Consider the following 18,617-nt stretch of genomic DNA (forward strand, 5'->3'; position numbering starts at 1 on the left):
AGCCGGGCTTTCCGGTGCTCACGTACCCAAAACGTACGCTCCGCTCCTAATCCCTAGCTTCATCCAACCTTCTCGGTGCTGAAAGTTTGACTTTTTGAACTCACCACTTAAACGGTCTTCCTCCCATTTTACCACACCTGCCGCCGCTACACACCCACAGCTCCTCACAGCTCACCTGATTCAGGGGGCGGCTAATTTAATGATAATCTCGAATGAATAACAGATTAAGAGAGCGGACTCCCTTCGCTTTATGAGTGCGCGGATTAAAATGATGAAGATCGTGCTCTTGTAAAACCGTCTCGATAGTTGAAATTCATAACTTTTCTGGATTATGATGGAATCATGCTTTAAGGGAGTTTCATCCGTTTTATTTAAGTTAAAAATGAGAGCTCAATCTATAAATACAGGGAGGGGTTATTTGGATGGAAAGTACAAATATAGTTACTCATTTTAGACCCATATATATTCTGTTTATCCTCATTCTGATCATCTCATTGTTCATCATGATTTTTCGGAATCGCCATAAAATAATCAATGGCTTTACAATCGCAATAATTACCCTTATTAGTTTGGCAGTATCGGCTCATCTGACCTATCAAATAGGTTACCTTGCAGATGAATTAGGAACCAGCGGCGACGCTGTTTCCTTTATGATGTTTATTGCAGTGGTGATACTATCGTTGGTTAATCTCCTAGTCTACGCCTACAAAAGAGAATAATTCTTATCGAGGGACACCACTTGCGCCCCCACTGCAGACACTTTCCCGTTCTGTCCCCACTCACACCGCCTCCCTACGGCCGCTCGATTTAGGGAGCGGCCACCAGCTTCGCAGCCTGGCGGAATACGGGGATGGATTCGACAGATAAGGGAAAATATCTTGGAAGACGCCTTTGGGAGTCCTTTGTCCCCTCATAAAATTCAATTCAGACAAAGGGCGGACAACAGCGGCCGGAAAGACATTTCCCGTTCTGTCCCACCCACACCGCCTCCCTACGACCGCCCCGATTCAGGGGGCGGCCACCGCTTCGCAGCCTGGCCGAAATACGGGGATGGATTCGACAGATAAGGGAAAATATCTTGGAAGACGCCTTTGGGAGTCCTTTGTCCCCTCATAAAATTCAATTCAGACAAAGGGCGGACAACAGCGGCTGGAAAGATATTTCCCGTTCTACCCCACCCACACCGCCTCCCTACGGCCGCCCCGATTCAGGGAGCGGCCACCAGCTTCGCAGCTTAGCAGGAAGGCACGGGGATGGATTCGACAGATAAGGGAAAATATCTTGGAAGACGCCTTTGGGAGTCCTTTGTCCCCTCATAAAATTCAATTCAGACAAAGGGCGGACAACAGCGGCTGGAAAGATATTTCCCGTTCTACCCCACATCCCCACTCCGACTGGCAAGACGCAAAGATGGCCGCCCCCGTTAAGGAGCGGCCATCTTCACTATTATGATATATGAACCAATAATGGCTTATGTCGCATTGGTTTACCTAGTATAACACAGAACTACAGATAATTCATCGGATTTTGGGCAACTCCATTTTTTTGCACTTCGAAATGGAGATGAGTTCCAGTAGAACGGCCCGTATTGCCCATGACGCCCAGCTTGGTGCCTTGTCCAACGGATTGTCCGCTGCTCACGGAAATCCTGCTCATATGCCCATATAGGGTGCGGTATCCATTGCCATGATCGACAATGACGACATTGCCGTAACCGCTCTGCTGACCAGCGAAGACCACGGTTCCCGAGGCGGCTGCCATAATCGTGCTTCCGCCAACCATATCGACACCCTCATGGCTTCTTCCCCAGCGATGACCGTAGGGGCTCGTAATACGCGCGCTGCTGACCGGCCATGCGAACATGCTGCCGTCGGATTTCTGGGTCACCGTTACTGCTTTTTTCTTAGGCGCCACCTTGGTGCCTTTGTACACAACTTCCGGCAGCGATTCCTGAACCACCTGTTGACCCGTCCATTGCTTGGAGATAACCTTCCCGTTCTCTTTGGTCACGATGTAATCCACGGTTTTGACGCCATCCCGCCCGGGACGGACGACCTTTCGTTTCCCAAGTGGAAGCTCACTGCTCTTGCGGACAATCGTTTCCGGTTTGCTTGGCTGCTTCAACGACACCGTCTCCACCGTTCTTACCGTCAGCGGCGCTTCCGGCTTCGTCACCTGCAGCTCGGCCCCGATCTGAACATATTTCTCCTCCAGTCCGGGATTCAGCGCCATGACGTCCGCAGACTTCATACCGAAATGCTGTGCAATTGAGGAGATCGTATCCCCCTCTTTCACCGTGTACACCACCGGCTTGTCCTTCGTGCCGGTCAGCACCTTGACCGCTTCTTCCACGTCCAGCACCTTGTTCGGATCAGCCTTCGTGTTGGCCAGCGAGATTTTTTCTTTAATGTCAACCGATTGGAGCCCGCTTCCGTCACCACTCTTCTTGCCCGATGCCGATGCGGACGTCTTCGTGAAAGCGACCTTCTGCGTCTTCTCTTTCTGGGCAGCCGCCGGCGCGAACTTCAGCTTGGCTGCTTCGACGGCAGCTTTGGCCGTCTGCTGATCCTTCACGATCGCCACGGTCTTGCCGTTCACCTTCAGCTCCACGCCGCGGGCATATGCCTTCAGGATGTTATCCAGCTTATGGAGTGTCTCCTCGCTGTTCACCTCTGGTTTATAAGAACGGTCGGCTTTGGTTGTAATGCCGTTGGTATTGAGCACCATAAGTACATCTGGGTACTCTTCCTGATATTCCTTCTGCTTCTCTTTAATCAGCTGGTTAAGCTGGGCATCATCTTGAATGGTACCGATTGCTTTTCCATCTACATACACATGATAGAACGGAACCGTATTCGCGTTCACATACGCTTTTCCGCCCGTATATATCGATCCTGCTATGAGCATTGCCCCTGCCGAAATCCAAATCCACCTGCGCGGTGAGGTCCATCCCCGTTTTTGTGGATTTGACGGCTCCGAGGGCTCACGATTCGAGTTGTTGTTGTGGGCAGAATGATCGGCTGCTTGCTTACGCAAGAGGCTGTCTATCCACCGTTTCCCCTTAGAACCTTTCATGTCTCTCTCCTTTAAGCCTTGTTCATATGTAAGAATCCATTCATCTGAACATGCTGACTTAGCATTGAATGTGACACAACCTGTCAAAAGGTATCAAAATTTTAACCTTTTCGATCTTCGTATACTTTAACATAGCCTTTACAATCATTTCAAGTTTACGAAAACAGCGAAAAACCCGCGCCCAGCGCGGGTTTCCTCATTTTTCCTAATATATATCCTTAGCAAGTCAGTGACAAAACAGTGACAGAACAGGCCTGAACGCCGTCATACCGTTATTCTTTGAGCATGGTAATCAGTTTATCGAATTCCTCTGCATTCAAATATTTGGATATGCCCTGTTCGATGTCCGCAAGTTCCGCTGCGGTCAGACCATCCTCCATCGCCTCGGAGATCTTCTGCATTTCCGATTGAGGCAGCTTATTCATCAGCATGGTAAAAATCTCTTCCTTCTCCTCTGTTGGCAGACTGTCCTTCCGATCCACAATTTCCCCCGGTGTCATTACAATCTCCTGATCTTCCAGCGAGGAATCATCAGGCTGCTCTGTCGTGTTCGTGCCCATCACTGGCAAAGAATTATCCGGTGCCTCTTCATCTGCTGGCGGCTCACCCGTCGTCCCCGATGGGTCCGAACTGGTCTCCTCGTCCTCTTTTGCCTCACCTTTCGTCTCTGATCCGGCTCCTGATGCCGGTTCGTTGGACTCGGTACCTTTATCTTCTGCCGATTCGTTATCCTTCACGGCGTTGACGCTGCCAACATCCGACTTTGTGCCGGAGCCCATGCCCAGCATCGACTTCATAATACCTCCAACCCCCATCGACTCTGTCTCCAGCTGAATATTAAAGCTGGATAACACCGATTGAATATAGGCATTGACCACGATGCCTGTTGTCACAATTGTGAGCGTGCTCACCAGGATGGCGGTCAGGCTGACTTTCAGCAGCCATTTCATCCACTTCATCCGTACTCCTCCTTCGCTCATGCATGCTCTGAAATGACATGACAATGATTGCTTTCTTTTTCCAGTATTGACGGCTCGGTATCGCTTCAATCCCATATCATCCATTTTTTCTACTTCCATTTGATATATTTCATGATTCAGGTGATTTTAGGCCACACTACTTCCGTGCTATGAAGGCTGCAATCGACCGCACAGGGGTATTTATGATACATATATAGTCATCGGAACTACACATGAAGGAGGTTCATTCTAGTAATGATTCATATATTAATCGCGGATGACGACGCGCATATTCGGGAACTGCTGCAATATCATCTTCAATCCGAAGGGTACACGGTCTTTACTGCTGCTGATGGGGAGGAAGCTTCTGCTTGCTTAGCGGAGGAACAGGTTCACCTGGCTGTTGTGGATGTCATGATGCCGAACAAGGACGGTTATCAGCTCTGCGAAGAAATTCGGCGTTATTATGATTTTCCCGTTATTCTGCTGACGGCCAAGGATCAGCTCGTGGATAAGGAGAAAGGCTTTGCTGTTGGAACGGATGACTACTTAACCAAACCATTTGAACCAAGGGAGCTGCTGTTTCGAATCAAGGCGCTTTTGCGGCGGTATCAGATGGTCAGCGCGGATAAGATCCATCTGAACGAAACCATCATCGACCGCAAAAGCTATGAAGTCCAGGGGCACGGGAAGGTACTGATGCTGCCGATGAAGGAATTTGAACTTCTCTCCCAGCTTGCGAGCTACCCGGACCGGACGTTCTCGCGCGAGGAATTGATTCAGCTCATCTGGGGAACGGATTTTGACGGAGATGACCGGACCGTTGACGTCCATATCAAACGGCTGCGGGAACGCTTCGCGGACCGAAGCGGAGATTTCCAAATACGGACCATTCGGGGTGTGGGGTATAAATTGGAGGCGATGCCGCAGTGAAAACCCTCTATTCGCGAATCGTCCTCACTACCATCGCCATTATGGTTATCAGCAGCTTGATTGCTTTTGTGCTGTCCAATCTCTACTACCAGTACAATCTCAAGCCATTTAATGATCAGAAGGTCACCACCATGGCCAAGGATATCGGCGATTTCTATGACAGCCACCCGGAGATTGATATTCATGAATATCTCCACCACATCGGACAGCTCGGCTATCAATTCTATCTGGTGAACAATCAAGGCAAAGAGTGGTTCTATGGCGGCTTATTCCGTGAACGCGATCTCTCGACCGAAACGGTGCAGCGGGTACTGAACGGGAAGGTGTACCATGGCATCGGGGAGTTCCCATCTGAACTGTTCATTACCGGTTTTTTCGACAATGTCCTAAGCAATTCTATCGGCATTCCATTACAGGTTGACGGCAGGTCTCACGCGCTCTTCATCAGGCCCGATATTACCGTTCAATTCGGGGAAATGCGGATCTTCTTCTCGATCATTATGGCCATCGCCATCCTGCTGAGCATTCTGCTTGTAGGCATCATTACGCGATATATCGTGAAACCGATTGTGAAGTTAACTGAGGCTACCCAGAGCGTGGCGCAGGGCCAATATAACATTGAGCTGAATGTCACCCGGCGGGATGAGCTGGGACAGCTCGCAAATCATTTTTCCCAGATGGCCAAAGGTTTGGCGCAGCTGGAGCAGATGCGTCAGGAGTTTGTATCCAATGTATCGCATGAAATCCAGTCACCGCTTGCCTCCATTCAGGGCTTTTCGCAGACGCTGCAAACCAAGCGTTTGTCCGAAGAACAGCGGCAGCGTTACTTGTCGATCATTGAAGCGGAGAGCCGCCGAATATCCCAACTTAGCAAACAGCTGCTTATGCTGGCTTCCTTGGATAAGGAAGAGAACATTCTGGAGAAATCCACCTTCGACGTTGCCGAGCAAATCAGGCAGGTATTGTTTCACACCGAATGGAGCTGGCGCAGCAAGGACTTGACCATCGATATGTCGCTGCCTTCAACCTATATCTATGGTGATCAACACCTGCTGCATCAAGTATGGACCAACCTCATCACCAACAGCATTAAATTTACGGCTCCAGAGGGCGTCATCTCGCTGCGTGTCACCGAACAAAACAACAAACAATGCAGCATCGAGATCTCGGATACGGGCATTGGCATTCCGCAAGAGCATCTCCCCCACATCTTTAACAGGTTCTACCGTGTGGATGAGGCTCGGGATCGTTCCGAGGGCAGCAGCGGATTGGGCTTATCCATTACTCAGAAGATTGTTGAGCTCCATGGCGGGCGTATTGAAGTAACGAGTGAGCCTGGAAAAGGAACCACCTTCACCGTCATTCTCTCCATCGTGTAATGCAGCCTTATCGTGAGTTCATGCTCCGTTCATATTCCATTCCTATACTTGAGGCATATCCCTCAGAGATCGATAAAAAGGGATGATGCGCTACTCAATTACAGGAATGGAGATGAGAAACATGTTTCTTGCACTGCGCGAACTTCGACATGCGAAGCTGCGCTATCTGCTGATTGGCTTCATTATGGTGCTGATTGCCTGGCTCGTCCTGTTCGTGACCGGATTGGCCCAGGGACTCTCCTCTGATAACGCCTCTTCCATACAAAATATGAAAGCCGACTATCTGGTCCTTCAGGAAGAGTCCGATCATCGGATCAATCGCTCCATCCTTACCGAGGAGCTCTGGACCGAAGTACGGAGCCACCCAGGTGGAAACAAGGCCACCCCGCTGGGGGTACACATGAATACGCTGACTAAGGAAGGCTCTACAGCTAAATTCGATGCAGCTTTTTTTGCCATCGACGTGGAGAGCATGTTAGCTCCCAAGGTTGTTGAAGGTACCATGATTAACAATACGGATGCGGACCATGTCATGGCTGACCGCTCCTTGAAAGATGACGGATACCAGTTAGGTGACCGGATCGTTGATCAGGCTACAGGCGCCACATATACCATTGCGGCGTTTACTGAAGGACAGTCCTACAGCCATGCTCCGGTTATTCATATGAATTTTGAAGGGTGGAAGGCTCTTCAGCCAAGGAGTGCGAAGCAAGAACCCATCTATAGTGCAATTGTTTTGAATGGCAGTCCGGAACAAAAGGAAACCCTAGCGCGGGACATATCCGGCATTGAGATCATGACGAAAGACGAAGCGCTGCAGGGCATCCCCGGATTTAAGGAGGAGCAAGGCTCTCTTATCATGATGATTGTATTCTTGTTTGTGATCGCGGCTTTTGTCCTGGCTGTGTTCTTTTACGTCATCACGATTCAGAAAATGAATCAGTTCGGCGTCCTGAAGGCCATTGGAGCTGGAACCGGCTATCTGGTGAGGAATCTCATTTTTCAAGTCCTGACCCTTACCATCGTCAGTCTTGCGATCAGCATTGGCCTGACTTATGGAGTATCGCTCCTACTGTCCGGCATCGTACCGTTTTCATTACCCCCTTCGGTCGTCCTGCTCTGTTCGTTGCTATTCCTCGCGGTATCCCTGATGGGATCGCTATTGTCGCTGTATCGCGTCATCAAGATCGATGCCATCGAAGCTATCGGGAGGGCTGCATAATGAAATCATCCAAACTGTTATTGGATCAGGTGAGCAAACAATTCGGCGATGGGGATACCACAGTTAACGTACTTAACAACATATCACTGGACATCAAAAGCGGGGAATTTGTCGCGGTTGTTGGGCCTTCCGGCTCCGGCAAAAGTACCTTTCTCTCCATTGCAGGGGCACTGCTGTCCCCTACCCGGGGACGAATATGGATGGGCGATCAGGAGGTTACAAGGCTATCTGCAAAAAAAATGAATCAGCTGCGGCTGAACCATATCGGATTTGTCTTTCAATCCTCCAATCTGATTCCTTATCTAACTGTTCGCGATCAGCTCCTCCTGATTGCCAAGCTGGCAGGTCAGCACGGCCAGGAGCCGCAGCAGCGGGCGGATGAGCTGCTTCATCGGCTGGGTTTATCGCACCGTAAGTTTCATTACCCTGAGAGCTTATCCGGCGGCGAACGGCAGCGCGTTGCCATTGCCCGGGCATGGATGAACAATCCGGAGCTCATTCTTGCAGACGAGCCGACTGCAAGCCTGGATTCGGAGCGCGGTCGAACCGTTGTTCAGATGCTCGCCGATGAGGTCAAGTTGCGCCAGAAAGCCGCCGTCATGGTCACGCATGACAAGCGCATGCTCGATCTATGTGACCGAATCGTCTATATCGAGGACGGCAAGTTAACCGAACAGCGACCGCCCACTCTGCTATAGTATGAAAAAACCGGATTCATCCCTAGTAACCTAGTAGATGAATCCGGTTTTTATTATGCTGGATCGTGTACCTTGTCCAGCTCTCAAGAAGGCCATACGCCTCATTGAATTCGTATGGCTTCTGTCCCCCCTACATTGTTCTGACTGCATATACCCGCTGCCTTTAGCCCCAATTCCAAATTATCAGCGTGCTGTCCTCTATGTCTCTCTCCATTATAGGGTGGATGGACAACCGACTAAGGGATAATATTATTCAAATGAAGGGACAAATTCTTCCACATTTTGGGTATCAATGTTATCTCAAAGGTGTTTCTTGATTTCACTTCATTGCCCAAAAGAAAAACCCGCCGACAATATCATCGGCAGGATCATGGACCTATCTTATTGTTGAAGTTGAACTTCTAGTCTCTCTATTCTTGGTCCAACGCTAGATTATTTCTCGTAAATCGGAAGCACTTGATTCGTCTGCTCCCGGTTGCGGCCAACGGAGAAGATAGCAATCGGAATGCCGGTCAGCTCGGATACGCGCTCGACATAGCGACGGGTGTTCTCCGGCAGATCCTCCAGCGTTTTTGCTCCGGTAATGTCTTCGTTCCAGCCTGGCAGCTCTTCATAGATTGCTTCGCATTCAGCAAGCATTTTCAGGCTTGCTGGATAGTGTGTAATTTCTTCACCGCGGAATTTATATGCTGTACAGATCTTAACGGTCTCCAGACCACTCAGCACATCAAGCGAGTTCAGGGACAAGCCGGTAATTCCGCTCACACGGCGGGCATGGCGTACAACTACGCTATCGAACCAGCCTACGCGGCGAGCACGTCCGGTCACCGTGCCGTATTCATGTCCTTTTTCACGAATGTACTCACCGATCTCATTGTCCAGCTCCGTTGGGAAAGGTCCATCCCCTACACGCGTCGTATAGGATTTAGCCACACCGATCACCTGTTGAATCTTCGATGGCCCTACACCGGAGCCGATACATACACCGCCGGCAGAAGGATTCGAAGACGTAACGAACGGGTACGTGCCTTGGTCGATGTCCAGCATAACGCCTTGCGCGCCTTCGAACAATACTTTTTGATTCGCATCGATTGCATCATTCAGGATGACGGAAGTATCACGCACATATTTACGAATGATTTCGGCGTATTCCAGGTATTGCGTCAGAATCTCTTCGACATTGAGTTCTTCCCCGCCATACACCTGGGTAATGACTTGATTCTTCTCCTTCACCAGATGGCGAAGCTTCAGCTCGAACTCTTCCGCATCCATCAAATCTGCGATCCGGATGCCGTTACGTGCCGCTTTATCCATGTAGCAAGGGCCGATTCCCTTGCGGGTCGTACCGATTTTGTTCGGACCTTTTCGGTCCTCTTCCAGAGCATCCAATACCATATGATAAGGCATGATAACATGAGCACGATCACTGATTACCAGATTATCCGTGCTAAACCCGTTATCATGAATATAATTAATCTCTTCAATAAGTGCAGCCGGGTTAACGACCATACCGTTTCCGATCACACAGGTTTTATCTTTATAGAATACTCCGGATGGAATCAAGCTAAGCTTGAATTTTTTACCGTCAATCAGAATGGTGTGGCCGGCATTGTTGCCGCCTTGGTAACGGGCTACCACGTCAGCGCTTTCCGCCAAATAATCCGTGATTTTCCCTTTCCCTTCATCTCCCCATTGTGTTCCCACAACGACTACCGTTGACATATTCATTCCTCCGCCCGGGCTGTTACACCCTTAATATTTCACGTAACACTGAAGAAATAACCTCTACATGATGATTAAAATTCAACCTCACTGCACTAAAGCAGCAATACCAGTGTAACAGTCCCCATTTTTAAAGTCAAATACAAAAACGAACAATCGCACATCAGTGTGTACGATTGTTCGGAATTAGGACGAGATTATACAATGATTGCCGCATTATTCGGGGAACCACCATAAGAAAAACGACTGTCGACGTACTTTCTCTGAAGACAGACCGCGGTTAGAGGAAGTTTTTCTTGCGATATCAGGAAGGCCCAAGCTTCGAAGTTTATACTTGATATCTTAAGAAATGCCCCTAACTTACAGCCAGTGGCAGGTATCTGTCTGGCTAGACTAAGGTTGAATACCGCCGTTATCCGGCGGCGAAGGCATCGGCATGGGTTCGCTCGTAATTGACGAATTTATTAAAGTTCTTCAGGAAGACCAGTTCCACCGTGCCTACAGGACCATTACGCTGTTTGGCAATGATGATCTCGATGATGTTCTTCTTCTCCGTCTCCTGATTGTAATAATCATCCCGGTACAAGAACGCAACGATATCGGCATCCTGCTCAATCGAACCGGATTCCCGAAGGTCACTCATCATCGGACGCTTATCCTGACGCTGCTCCACTCCCCGGCTGAGCTGTGACAGAGCAATAACCGGCACTTCGAGCTCACGGGCGATTTGTTTAAGCGTACGCGAGATCTCGGATACCTCCTGCTGCCGGTTCTCCCCGGCCTTGCCGCGTCCATGAATGAGTTGGAGGTAATCGATCAGGATCATGCCGAGCCCCTTCTCCTTCTTCAGACGGCGGCACTTCGCACGTATATCGGCAACCGTAACGCCCGGTGTATCATCAATGTAGATCTCGGCTTCCGACAGAGCTGCAATGCCCATCGTGAGTTTGGACCAATCCTCATCACCCTTGAAATCACCGTTACGCATGACCCCGGCGTCCAGGTTAGCCTCCGCACAGATCATACGCTGTACGAGCTGCGGCGCTGACATCTCCAGACTGAAGATCGCTACGGTTTCCTTGGCACGAATCGCCACATTCTGGGCGATATTCAAGGCAAATGCGGTTTTACCTACGGAAGGACGGGCAGCTACGATGATCAAGTCGTTGCGCTGGAATCCGCTTGTCATTTTGTCCAAGTCCACGAAGCCGGATGGAATTCCCGTTGTATTTCCCCGGTTCTGATGGAGAACCTCCACCTTCTCGAATACTTCCATCAGCACATCGCGGATCGCAATAAACCCGCTGCCTGTGCGTCGATTGGAGATCTCGAGAATGCGACGCTCCGCCTCGCTGAGCATACCGGATACATCTTCTCCTCCGGTATATCCTTCACTGACAATCTGTGTTGCGGTTCGAATCAACCGCCGCAGCATCGATTTCTCTTCGATGATCTGGGCGTAATAATCCACGTTTGCAGCCGTCGGAACCGCATGTGCCAGCTTGGCTAAATAGCTGACGCCTCCGACCTCTTCCAGCTGCCCTTTATCTTGCAGGAGAGATGTAAGGGTCACCAGATCGATCGGTTGATTGCCTTCCCCGAGCTGCACCATAACTTCATAGATCATCTGATGCGTTTTGTCGTAGAAGTCCTCGGCCTGCACCCGCTCCATCGCTGTAATCAGCGCTTCACTTTGCAGCAGAATGGCACCCAGCACCGCCTGCTCTGCCTCAAGGTTCTGCGGGGGGACCCGATCGAAATAGAGTTCTCCTCCCATATTACTCCTCCGTAATTTGAACCTTGAGCGTCGCCTTGACGTCAGGGTGCAGCTTCACCGGAATCTGGGTAACACCCAGACTGCGGATCGGATCGCTAAGTTCAATTTTGCGTTTGTCGATTTTGATCTTCTGTCCTGCCAGAGCTTCAGCAATTTGTTTGCTGGTAATGGCACCGAACAAACGGCCGCCCTCTCCAGCTTTAGCTTTCAGGATAACCGTCATCTCTTCCAGCTTCTTGCCGAGCGCCTGCGCCTCTTCCTTCTCCTGGGCTTTGCGCTTCTCCTCGGAAGCCTGCTGCTGCTCCAGCGTCTTCATGTTGCCGTCGGTTGCCGGACGAGCGACTCCCCGCGGAATCAGGAAGTTTGTTGCGTACCCTTCCGAAACTTCCTTCACTTCACCTTTCTTGCCTTGACCCTTCATATCTTTTATGAAAATGACTTTCATTCAAATAACCCCTCTTTCGCTTCGATGTCCTTCAGTACCTCCATCAACTTCTCCTCGGCTTTCTCAGGCGTCGTATCCAGTTGTACTGCGGCGTTCGTTAAATGTCCGCCTCCCCCGAGACGTTCCATAATCATCTGAACATTCATCTTGCCCATGGAGCGGGCGCTAATGCCAATCTTGCCGTCTGTGCGTTCGCTAATGACAAACGATGCCTGCACATCCGTCATATTCAGCAGCATATCCGCTACTTGAGCGATCAGCAGCTGCGGCATAGGCTCCCCGCTCGTCGATACCGCAATGGCGATATGGTCATATACCATTTTAGCATGTTTCACGATTTCTGCCTTCGCTATAAATTCTGTCAGATCTTCCTTGAGCACCCGCTGAATCATCATCGTATCAGCTCCGTGACGCCGTAGGAAACCGGCAGCCTCGAACGTTCTCGATCCCGTGTGGAGGGCAAAATGCTTGGTATCTACCGTGATCCCCGCCAATAGGGCCGTCGCCTCAACCGGAGTAAGGGATACCCGCTCGTGAATATATTGCAGTACCTCGGTAACCAGCTCACAGGTCGAGGAGGCATACGGTTCAAGATAGATCAGCACTGCATCATTAATAAACTCTTCTCCGCGCCGGTGATGATCCATCACCACAACCCGGCTTGCGCGATGAACCAGCCGCGGCTCCATCGTCATTGAGGCTTTATGCGTATCAACCACAACGAGCAATGTATGCTCTGTCATCATCTGCATCGCTTGTTCGGTGGAGACGAAGCGGTTCATCAAGGCCTCGTCCTTGCGGACCTCTTCCATAAGCCTCGAAATCGACGGATTCATTCCCTCCATCACGATATAAGCCTCCACTTTATACATCTGGGCTGCTTTCAGTATGCCGATTGCAGCGCCGACCACGTCCATATCCGGCAGCTTATGGCCCATGATGATCACTTTGTCGCTCTCCTGCATCAAATCACGCAGCGCATGCGAGATGACACGTGCCCTTACGCGCGTCCGTTTCTCCACTGCATTGGATTTACCGCCATAGAAGGAAAGCCTTTGACCCGCTTTGACGGCAGCTTGATCTCCGCCGCGGCCCAGCGCCATATCCAAACTGGATTGTGCCAGCTGCCCTAGCTCCGTAATGTCCTCTGAACCGAAGGCAAGGCCAACGCTTAGCGTCAGCGGTACCTTCAGATCGGCGGTCATCTCCCGGACTTCATCCAAGATGAGAAAACGGCTGTTCTCCAGCGCATCCAGCGACCGGTGGTTGAGCATCATCAAATAGCGGTCCGAGGAAAGTCTCCGCAAATAGACGTTAAATTCACGCGCCCAATCGGTGATCTCACTGGTTACCTTCGCAATCAATGCCGTACGCTGTTGATCATCCATCCCCTGCGAGGCCTCATCGATGTTATCCATCATGATAATGCCCAAAGCCAATCGCTCATCCTCATACCGCTGCCTTAGCACGGCCAGCTCGGTAATCTCATCCAGATAAATGAGTCGCTCATCCGGAATGACGGTTGCTCCATAGAACTTATCCTCGTGGGAGATCTCCAGACGAATTTCTTTCGGCAGCTTCTCCTTGTTATCCTTCTTCTCTTGGGCTTCCTTCATCGCGTTAACCAGCTGAGGAAACAACTCCTGCAAGGATACCCCGACCAACGATTGATGCGGAAACATATTGACTACGAATTGGTTATGCCACTCCACTGTCTTGTCTTCGCTGTACAGCACAATGCCAAATGGCAGTACGCTTACCGCTTCGCCCTCGACCCGCTGAATCCGAAATGACAGATCCCCAATATAATCCACCAGCTCGCGGCGGAATCGCATCTCCGTCTTCAGCATCGCATAGCCGCCTACCACCGCAAGCAGCAATCCGACCAGCCCCAGAATGGTATTGTAGAACGACAGAAAAATAACAAGCAGAAGCACCAGCGCAAACGCCCAGACGGTATGATAGCCGTGCCAGCGCTTCTGCAGAAATTTAGGCATGACTCATCACCCTATCTTTTGGTTTTACTAAACGCCTGACGAAGTGGGAACGCCAAGTCCAGGATTCCGATAATCATAGCCGGCGGGAACAGCACAATCGGTAAAGCCGTCAAAAGCGGCACAATCGGATGCCACTTCCGTTCGTGAGCGAGATAGTAGAAGAACCCCAGCGCTTGGATCATGAAGCAGATCTGCAGCAAAGGTGTAGCGTTAGCCACAATCATCTTCATGAAGGTATTGTCCGAATCGACGGTTGCTATGTTGATGAAGAAAATGAGCAAGTAGTACCAGATCAGGGAACGCGGCAGCATCCATTCTCTAGCCGGCTTCAGCCGCGGCACGGACAAGCCCATGCTGCCCAGTGTAGGACGAGCCAAAGCATGGGTTACCACCGTCATGAGGAACGAGCTGATAATCATCGCAAATGGAACCAAGCGCATCGTTTGATCTTTAATGAACTGTGTATCGAGTTCTGTGCCAAGGAACTGTCCGCCTAGGCCGCCTTCTACACCCATCTCAGTGAGCGGAGCGGTCGTCATCTTCACAATCTCATCCACGTACTCCGACAGATTTAATTGGAAGAAGGCCGTGCTGATCATGAGCAGAACGAGCATTTCCACCAGCATGACAGCCATGCCATACTTCAATACCTGCATGGCAGCCTTCCGCTTCCGGTACAAATACCCCATGACGATCCCCGGAATGGCAAAATAGATCGCGAATAACACATATATGGGATGAATCAGAAGCGCGATCAGCCACACGGGCACCACATGCATGATAAATGATTTTGTATTCAAAGCCGTAAACAGAACCGCAACCGGCAGAACTAACAAGAAAGCCGTTACGATCGAAAAGGGTGTGAGTAGTGATAGCAGCAGAAGCAAATAAATAACGCTCCATACCGCCGTAGTCCAGCGCAGTTTCAATATGTTCACCTCTTACGTAAATGTTCTTCGAGCGCGGAAATATCCTGGTACCAATCTTCCAGTTGATGTCCTTCCTGCTTATGCTTTTTCAATTTCTCTAACAAGAGATCGTCCAAATCCCGATAGGTCAAGCCGAGCCTTCGGCCCAGTATGTATGAGCTCATCATCAGGCTTGCCAAACTGTCTCCAACCTTTGTAGTGCTGCCTTCCCATAGAGCTTTGAATAACCGGGATACATTGTCAATTACTTCGGTTTTGAGCCATTCAATCACTTTGGCGCGTTTAGCTACATCCAAGTCCTTCGGCATATTTGGCATATCCATCTCTCCCTGAAAACAGCTTTATTCTCCATTATAGCATAAAAAAAAGCCGCCCACACAAAGGCCCATGCACCCTGTCCATCCTTAGAACCAGCGGATAGAGATAAGCTACCTTCTCTTTGTACTCCAATCGGGCCCCGGTTATTCCTCCCCGCTCTTTCACTGCTGCCTCGCTTCTATAAAAATAGGACGTGTTACCCACATTGTCATCGTGGTCCCACGCCCTTGTTTATTCACAAATCTACTTGATTATGATGCCCCGTGAGACTCCATCGTCTCCTTGGAGACAAACCGTTCACAATACTCAATGATAAGGCTTCTGCGTACAATGCCGATAAAGCGGTTCATATCGTCCACCACAGGCACAAAGTTCTGCACCTTGGCCAGATTAATCAGATCCTCCATCCGGGCGTCAATCGACACCGGTTTAATATCCATACGAAAAGGAACATCCTTCAATAAAAATTTCGAAGCATTCTCAAAGGTGATTTTGCCATCCGAATTTTTCATATGCCACAACAGATCACCTTCCGTTACAGTCCCTGCGTACTGTCCGTTCTTATCCAGTACGGGCACAGCCGTGTATCGGTGAAACTCCATCCGTTCCAGCGTCTGCCTGAGCGTAGAATCCAGTGTTAAACAGATCACTTCCTGCTTCGGTAATAGAAAAAAAGCGATATTCATAATGCATTATCCTCCTTATGACTCCAACTTCTGAAGTCATGTTAAGTAACCTTCCTGATTTAAAGCCTAGGTATGCAGGTTACTCCTTCCCCTATCCATACTCATACATACGTTAACTTCGTCGTTCTGATTCCTTGTATAGGGCACAAAATCAGCAGCCATCCGACTGCTGATTGAGATGAAGCAACGTACTATGACATTCATCCGGGTATACCGGTGTATATTTATTTCAACTTTTGCTTCTCTGCATCTTTGGGCTGCAGCAGCTGGTCAGCCGGTGTATCCGGATTCATCCAGTTGTCAATTAAATCCCGAGCTTCCTGCACATCATCCATGTCGGGCTCGTTGTAATAGACGCCGCCAATTTTCATGCCTTCCCCCATGATTGTAAAGCTGGTCATATCCACTTTACCCCCGGTCAGCATCTGCTTCGCCAGGTCAATAATGAATTTAGGCTGCATATCGGTCTGGAAATTATCTCCCATGATCTCGATAAGTTCAGGCACCTTGCCGATCTGATCAAGCTTCATCACCCGCTTGGCCGCTACGTCCAAAAACACTTGTTGTCTCTTCGCACGATTAAAGTCGCTATCTTCCCGATATCGGACATAATTCAAAGCTTCCTCGCCGTTATAAATCGGTTTGTTGGCTTCAATCGTGAATTTCTCATGGTCTCTGCCTTTATTGACGATATCCTTGCCGATCGGCAGCTCCACGCCCCCGATGGCATCAACAACATTCTTCAAGCCCTTAAAATTAATGGAAGCATAATAATTAAGTTCTTCCTCGAAAAATGCCTCCATTGTATCTTTGGCCATTTGATGTCCGCCAAATGCAAACGCGTGGTTAATCTTGTCTTTCTTGTCCTTACCGATAATATCGACATACGTGTCCCTTGGAACCGATATTAAGAGCACTTTGGACTCCATGGGACGCACAACCGCATAGATCAACGTATCCGAACGCGCAGGTTCATCCTCCCGCTGGTCACTCCCAAGCAGCATAACGGAGAACGGTTCGCTCTGGAGTACTACAGGTTCAGGGGTCTTGTCGCTCTGGAGCGGTTTATACGATTTCTGCAATGATTCCTCTACATCTTTTGCCATAAACAGATCAAATGCTACAACCGCAAGCTGCGTTCTGAACAGAAACGCGGTGGAGCCCAGCAGTATGACCAAAGCGAGAGTAATATATATTGATTTCCTCTTCATGAGTTCGATTCCTTCTTTATTATAAAATAATTTAATGGATAAGTCAGATCGTTAAAGGTCCTTGCTTGCACCCCAAGCTACTTGGCTCACCCTCCTCTCCTTATTAAACGGGAACTCTTCCCGTTGACTCACTTCATATCAGTAGGTCAGTTCCAACACATCATCTATTGTAAACCAGATTATTGTCAAATGTGAACCCTTCACGGGCAGTTCTATAAATCTACCAACTCTTCAACGATCCGCTAAACGGGTCTCTTATCATACGTAAGAGCGGCTGTGACTCCTGAATATTGAAACCAGTCATCCAGTCGCTCTCTCCATGTTAACGTTTTAGCAAATCCGTAGTCAAACAGCTTGCGTGTCTCTTCGAATCTTGCTTCTTTAGACTCGGTACCCATGACAACGGCAACAAGCCGACTGCCTTGTTTCTCCGCGGTGCCCGTGAAGCAGTATCCTGCATTGACCGTGTACCCTGTTTTTAAGCCGTCCGTGCCTTCATAGGAATAAGGGCCTCCTACCGATGGCAGCATCCAATTGGTGTTGCTTAAATATAAATTGCGTCCACTGATCTTGGTTTGGGTCTTGCTGGAGGTGCTAAGAATATCCGGGTGGCTGCGAATCAAATGCGCTGCCAGTTTGGCCGTATCCTCTGCGGTCATCACTGTTTCTCCATTCAATGGCCAGGCTTGATCGCTGGCTGTGTCTCGCTCGACTCCTGACGCGTTCACGAATCGTGTCGCGCTGGATAAACCAATCTCTTTTGCTTTGGCATTCATTTTTCGGACAAACGCTTCCTCAGAACCCGCAAAATGCTCGGCAAGTGCTACGGCGGCATCATTCGCCGAATAAACCGTTATGCTCTGGAACAATTCGCGCACCGTCAGAATTTCACCCGATTTCAGGGCAATCTTAACTCCTCTGACGTCCGTTGCGAGATCGCTTATTTTGACTTCATCGTCCCAGGATCTGTTCCCGGTTTTGATATCATCAAGAATAACCAACTCGGTCATCAACTTGGACATGCTTGCAGGCGGTAAAGGTACATCGCCATTTTTGCTGAGCAAAATACGCCCGGTGTTTAAATCCATCAAGACAACCGCTCGCGCGTCCACCTTCGGTTTAAACCCCGCTCGTTCTATATTTCCTATGACAACCGCCCCAATCGGGACGATAATTAACAACATCATGACGAACCAAAGCCACCGTTTTCTCATAGAATTAGCCCTCCATAGTTATAGACGGTTGAAAGGCTCTTTTGGTCTGCTT

General features: G+C 49.6%; 16 protein-coding genes. 5 read left to right on the plus strand and 11 right to left on the minus strand.

Going from position 1 to position 18,617, the window contains the following annotated elements; all coding sequences use genetic code 11:
• Nucleotides 1-422: 422 nt before the first annotated feature.
• The gene (locus NYE54_RS33585) at nt 423-719 is read left to right on the plus strand and encodes a hypothetical protein (protein WP_076326590.1); all 297 of its coding nucleotides are present in this window, start codon (nt 423-425) and stop codon (nt 717-719) included.
• Between the two features lie 787 nt (nt 720-1,506).
• Here NYE54_RS33585 and NYE54_RS33590 read toward each other — a convergent pair.
• On the minus strand, nt 1,507-3,075 hold the full coding sequence (locus NYE54_RS33590) for a peptidoglycan DD-metalloendopeptidase family protein (protein ID WP_339269116.1): 1,569 nt from the start codon (nt 3,073-3,075) through the stop codon (nt 1,507-1,509).
• 272 nt (nt 3,076-3,347) lie between these two features.
• Nucleotides 3,348-4,034, minus strand: coding sequence for a hypothetical protein (locus tag NYE54_RS33595; protein ID WP_339269118.1), 687 nt, complete (start codon nt 4,032-4,034; stop codon nt 3,348-3,350).
• A 255-nt stretch (nt 4,035-4,289) separates the two neighbouring features.
• On the opposite strand from NYE54_RS33595, the gene NYE54_RS33600 reads away from it, so the two are divergent.
• The 4 genes from NYE54_RS33600 (at nt 4,290) to NYE54_RS33615 (ending at nt 8,266) form a co-directional block, all read left to right on the plus strand.
• Nucleotides 4,290-4,967 carry a response regulator transcription factor gene (locus tag NYE54_RS33600; RefSeq protein WP_339269120.1) on the plus strand — a complete coding sequence of 226 codons (678 nt, stop codon included), beginning with the start codon at nt 4,290-4,292 and terminating at the stop codon, nt 4,965-4,967.
• Nucleotides 4,964-6,346 carry a HAMP domain-containing sensor histidine kinase gene (locus NYE54_RS33605; protein WP_339269122.1) on the plus strand — a complete coding sequence of 461 codons (1,383 nt, stop codon included), beginning with the start codon at nt 4,964-4,966 and terminating at the stop codon, nt 6,344-6,346. Before NYE54_RS33600 ends, NYE54_RS33605 begins: the two co-directional genes overlap by 4 nt.
• A gap of 121 nt (nt 6,347-6,467) precedes the next feature.
• Nucleotides 6,468-7,568 carry an ABC transporter permease gene (locus tag NYE54_RS33610; RefSeq protein WP_339269124.1) on the plus strand — a complete coding sequence of 367 codons (1,101 nt, stop codon included), beginning with the start codon at nt 6,468-6,470 and terminating at the stop codon, nt 7,566-7,568.
• The gene (locus NYE54_RS33615) at nt 7,568-8,266 is read left to right on the plus strand and encodes an ABC transporter ATP-binding protein (RefSeq protein ID WP_339269126.1); all 699 of its coding nucleotides are present in this window, start codon (nt 7,568-7,570) and stop codon (nt 8,264-8,266) included. Before NYE54_RS33610 ends, NYE54_RS33615 begins: the two co-directional genes overlap by 1 nt.
• Nucleotides 8,267-8,698: 432 nt before the next feature.
• Here NYE54_RS33615 and NYE54_RS33620 read toward each other — a convergent pair whose 3' ends face one another.
• From NYE54_RS33620 to NYE54_RS33660, 9 genes are all read right to left on the minus strand, one after another.
• Nucleotides 8,699-9,988, minus strand: coding sequence for an adenylosuccinate synthase (locus NYE54_RS33620; RefSeq protein WP_098749584.1), 1,290 nt, complete (start codon nt 9,986-9,988; stop codon nt 8,699-8,701).
• A 412-nt stretch (nt 9,989-10,400) separates the two neighbouring features.
• The gene (gene dnaB / locus NYE54_RS33625; RefSeq protein WP_071219350.1) at nt 10,401-11,765 is read right to left on the minus strand and encodes a replicative DNA helicase; all 1,365 of its coding nucleotides are present in this window, start codon (nt 11,763-11,765) and stop codon (nt 10,401-10,403) included.
• Nucleotide 11,766: 1 nt separating this feature from the next.
• Nucleotides 11,767-12,210, minus strand: coding sequence for a 50S ribosomal protein L9 (gene rplI, locus NYE54_RS33630; protein ID WP_339269128.1), 444 nt, complete (start codon nt 12,208-12,210; stop codon nt 11,767-11,769).
• A complete protein-coding gene (locus tag NYE54_RS33635) occupies nt 12,207-14,207 on the minus strand; it encodes a DHH family phosphoesterase (protein WP_339269130.1) in 2,001 nt (666 codons plus the stop codon). The genes rplI and NYE54_RS33635 overlap by 4 nt, the downstream gene beginning before the upstream one ends.
• An 11-nt stretch (nt 14,208-14,218) precedes the next feature.
• Nucleotides 14,219-15,136 (minus strand): DUF2232 domain-containing protein, encoded by a 918-nt coding sequence (locus tag NYE54_RS33640; protein WP_339269132.1) that lies wholly within the window; start codon nt 15,134-15,136, stop codon nt 14,219-14,221.
• Between the two features lie 5 nt (nt 15,137-15,141).
• Nucleotides 15,142-15,444: a MazG-like family protein gene (locus NYE54_RS33645; protein ID WP_179090743.1), complete on the minus strand. Its 303-nt coding sequence runs from the start codon at nt 15,442-15,444 to the stop codon at nt 15,142-15,144.
• Nucleotides 15,445-15,705: 261 nt separating this feature from the next.
• A complete protein-coding gene (locus tag NYE54_RS33650; protein ID WP_076326274.1) occupies nt 15,706-16,140 on the minus strand; it encodes a CBS domain-containing protein in 435 nt (144 codons plus the stop codon).
• A gap of 224 nt (nt 16,141-16,364) precedes the next feature.
• Nucleotides 16,365-17,351, minus strand: a complete 987-nt coding sequence (locus NYE54_RS33655) for an LCP family protein (RefSeq protein ID WP_076326275.1) — start codon at nt 17,349-17,351, stop codon at nt 16,365-16,367.
• A 242-nt stretch (nt 17,352-17,593) separates the two neighbouring features.
• Nucleotides 17,594-18,565 carry a D-alanyl-D-alanine carboxypeptidase family protein gene (locus NYE54_RS33660; RefSeq protein ID WP_339269135.1) on the minus strand — a complete coding sequence of 324 codons (972 nt, stop codon included), beginning with the start codon at nt 18,563-18,565 and terminating at the stop codon, nt 17,594-17,596.
• Between the last annotated feature and the right edge of the window lie 52 nt (nt 18,566-18,617).

This window comes from Paenibacillus sp. FSL K6-1330, from assembly GCF_037976825.1.
Lineage (GTDB): Bacteria > Bacillota > Bacilli > Paenibacillales > Paenibacillaceae > Paenibacillus_AQ.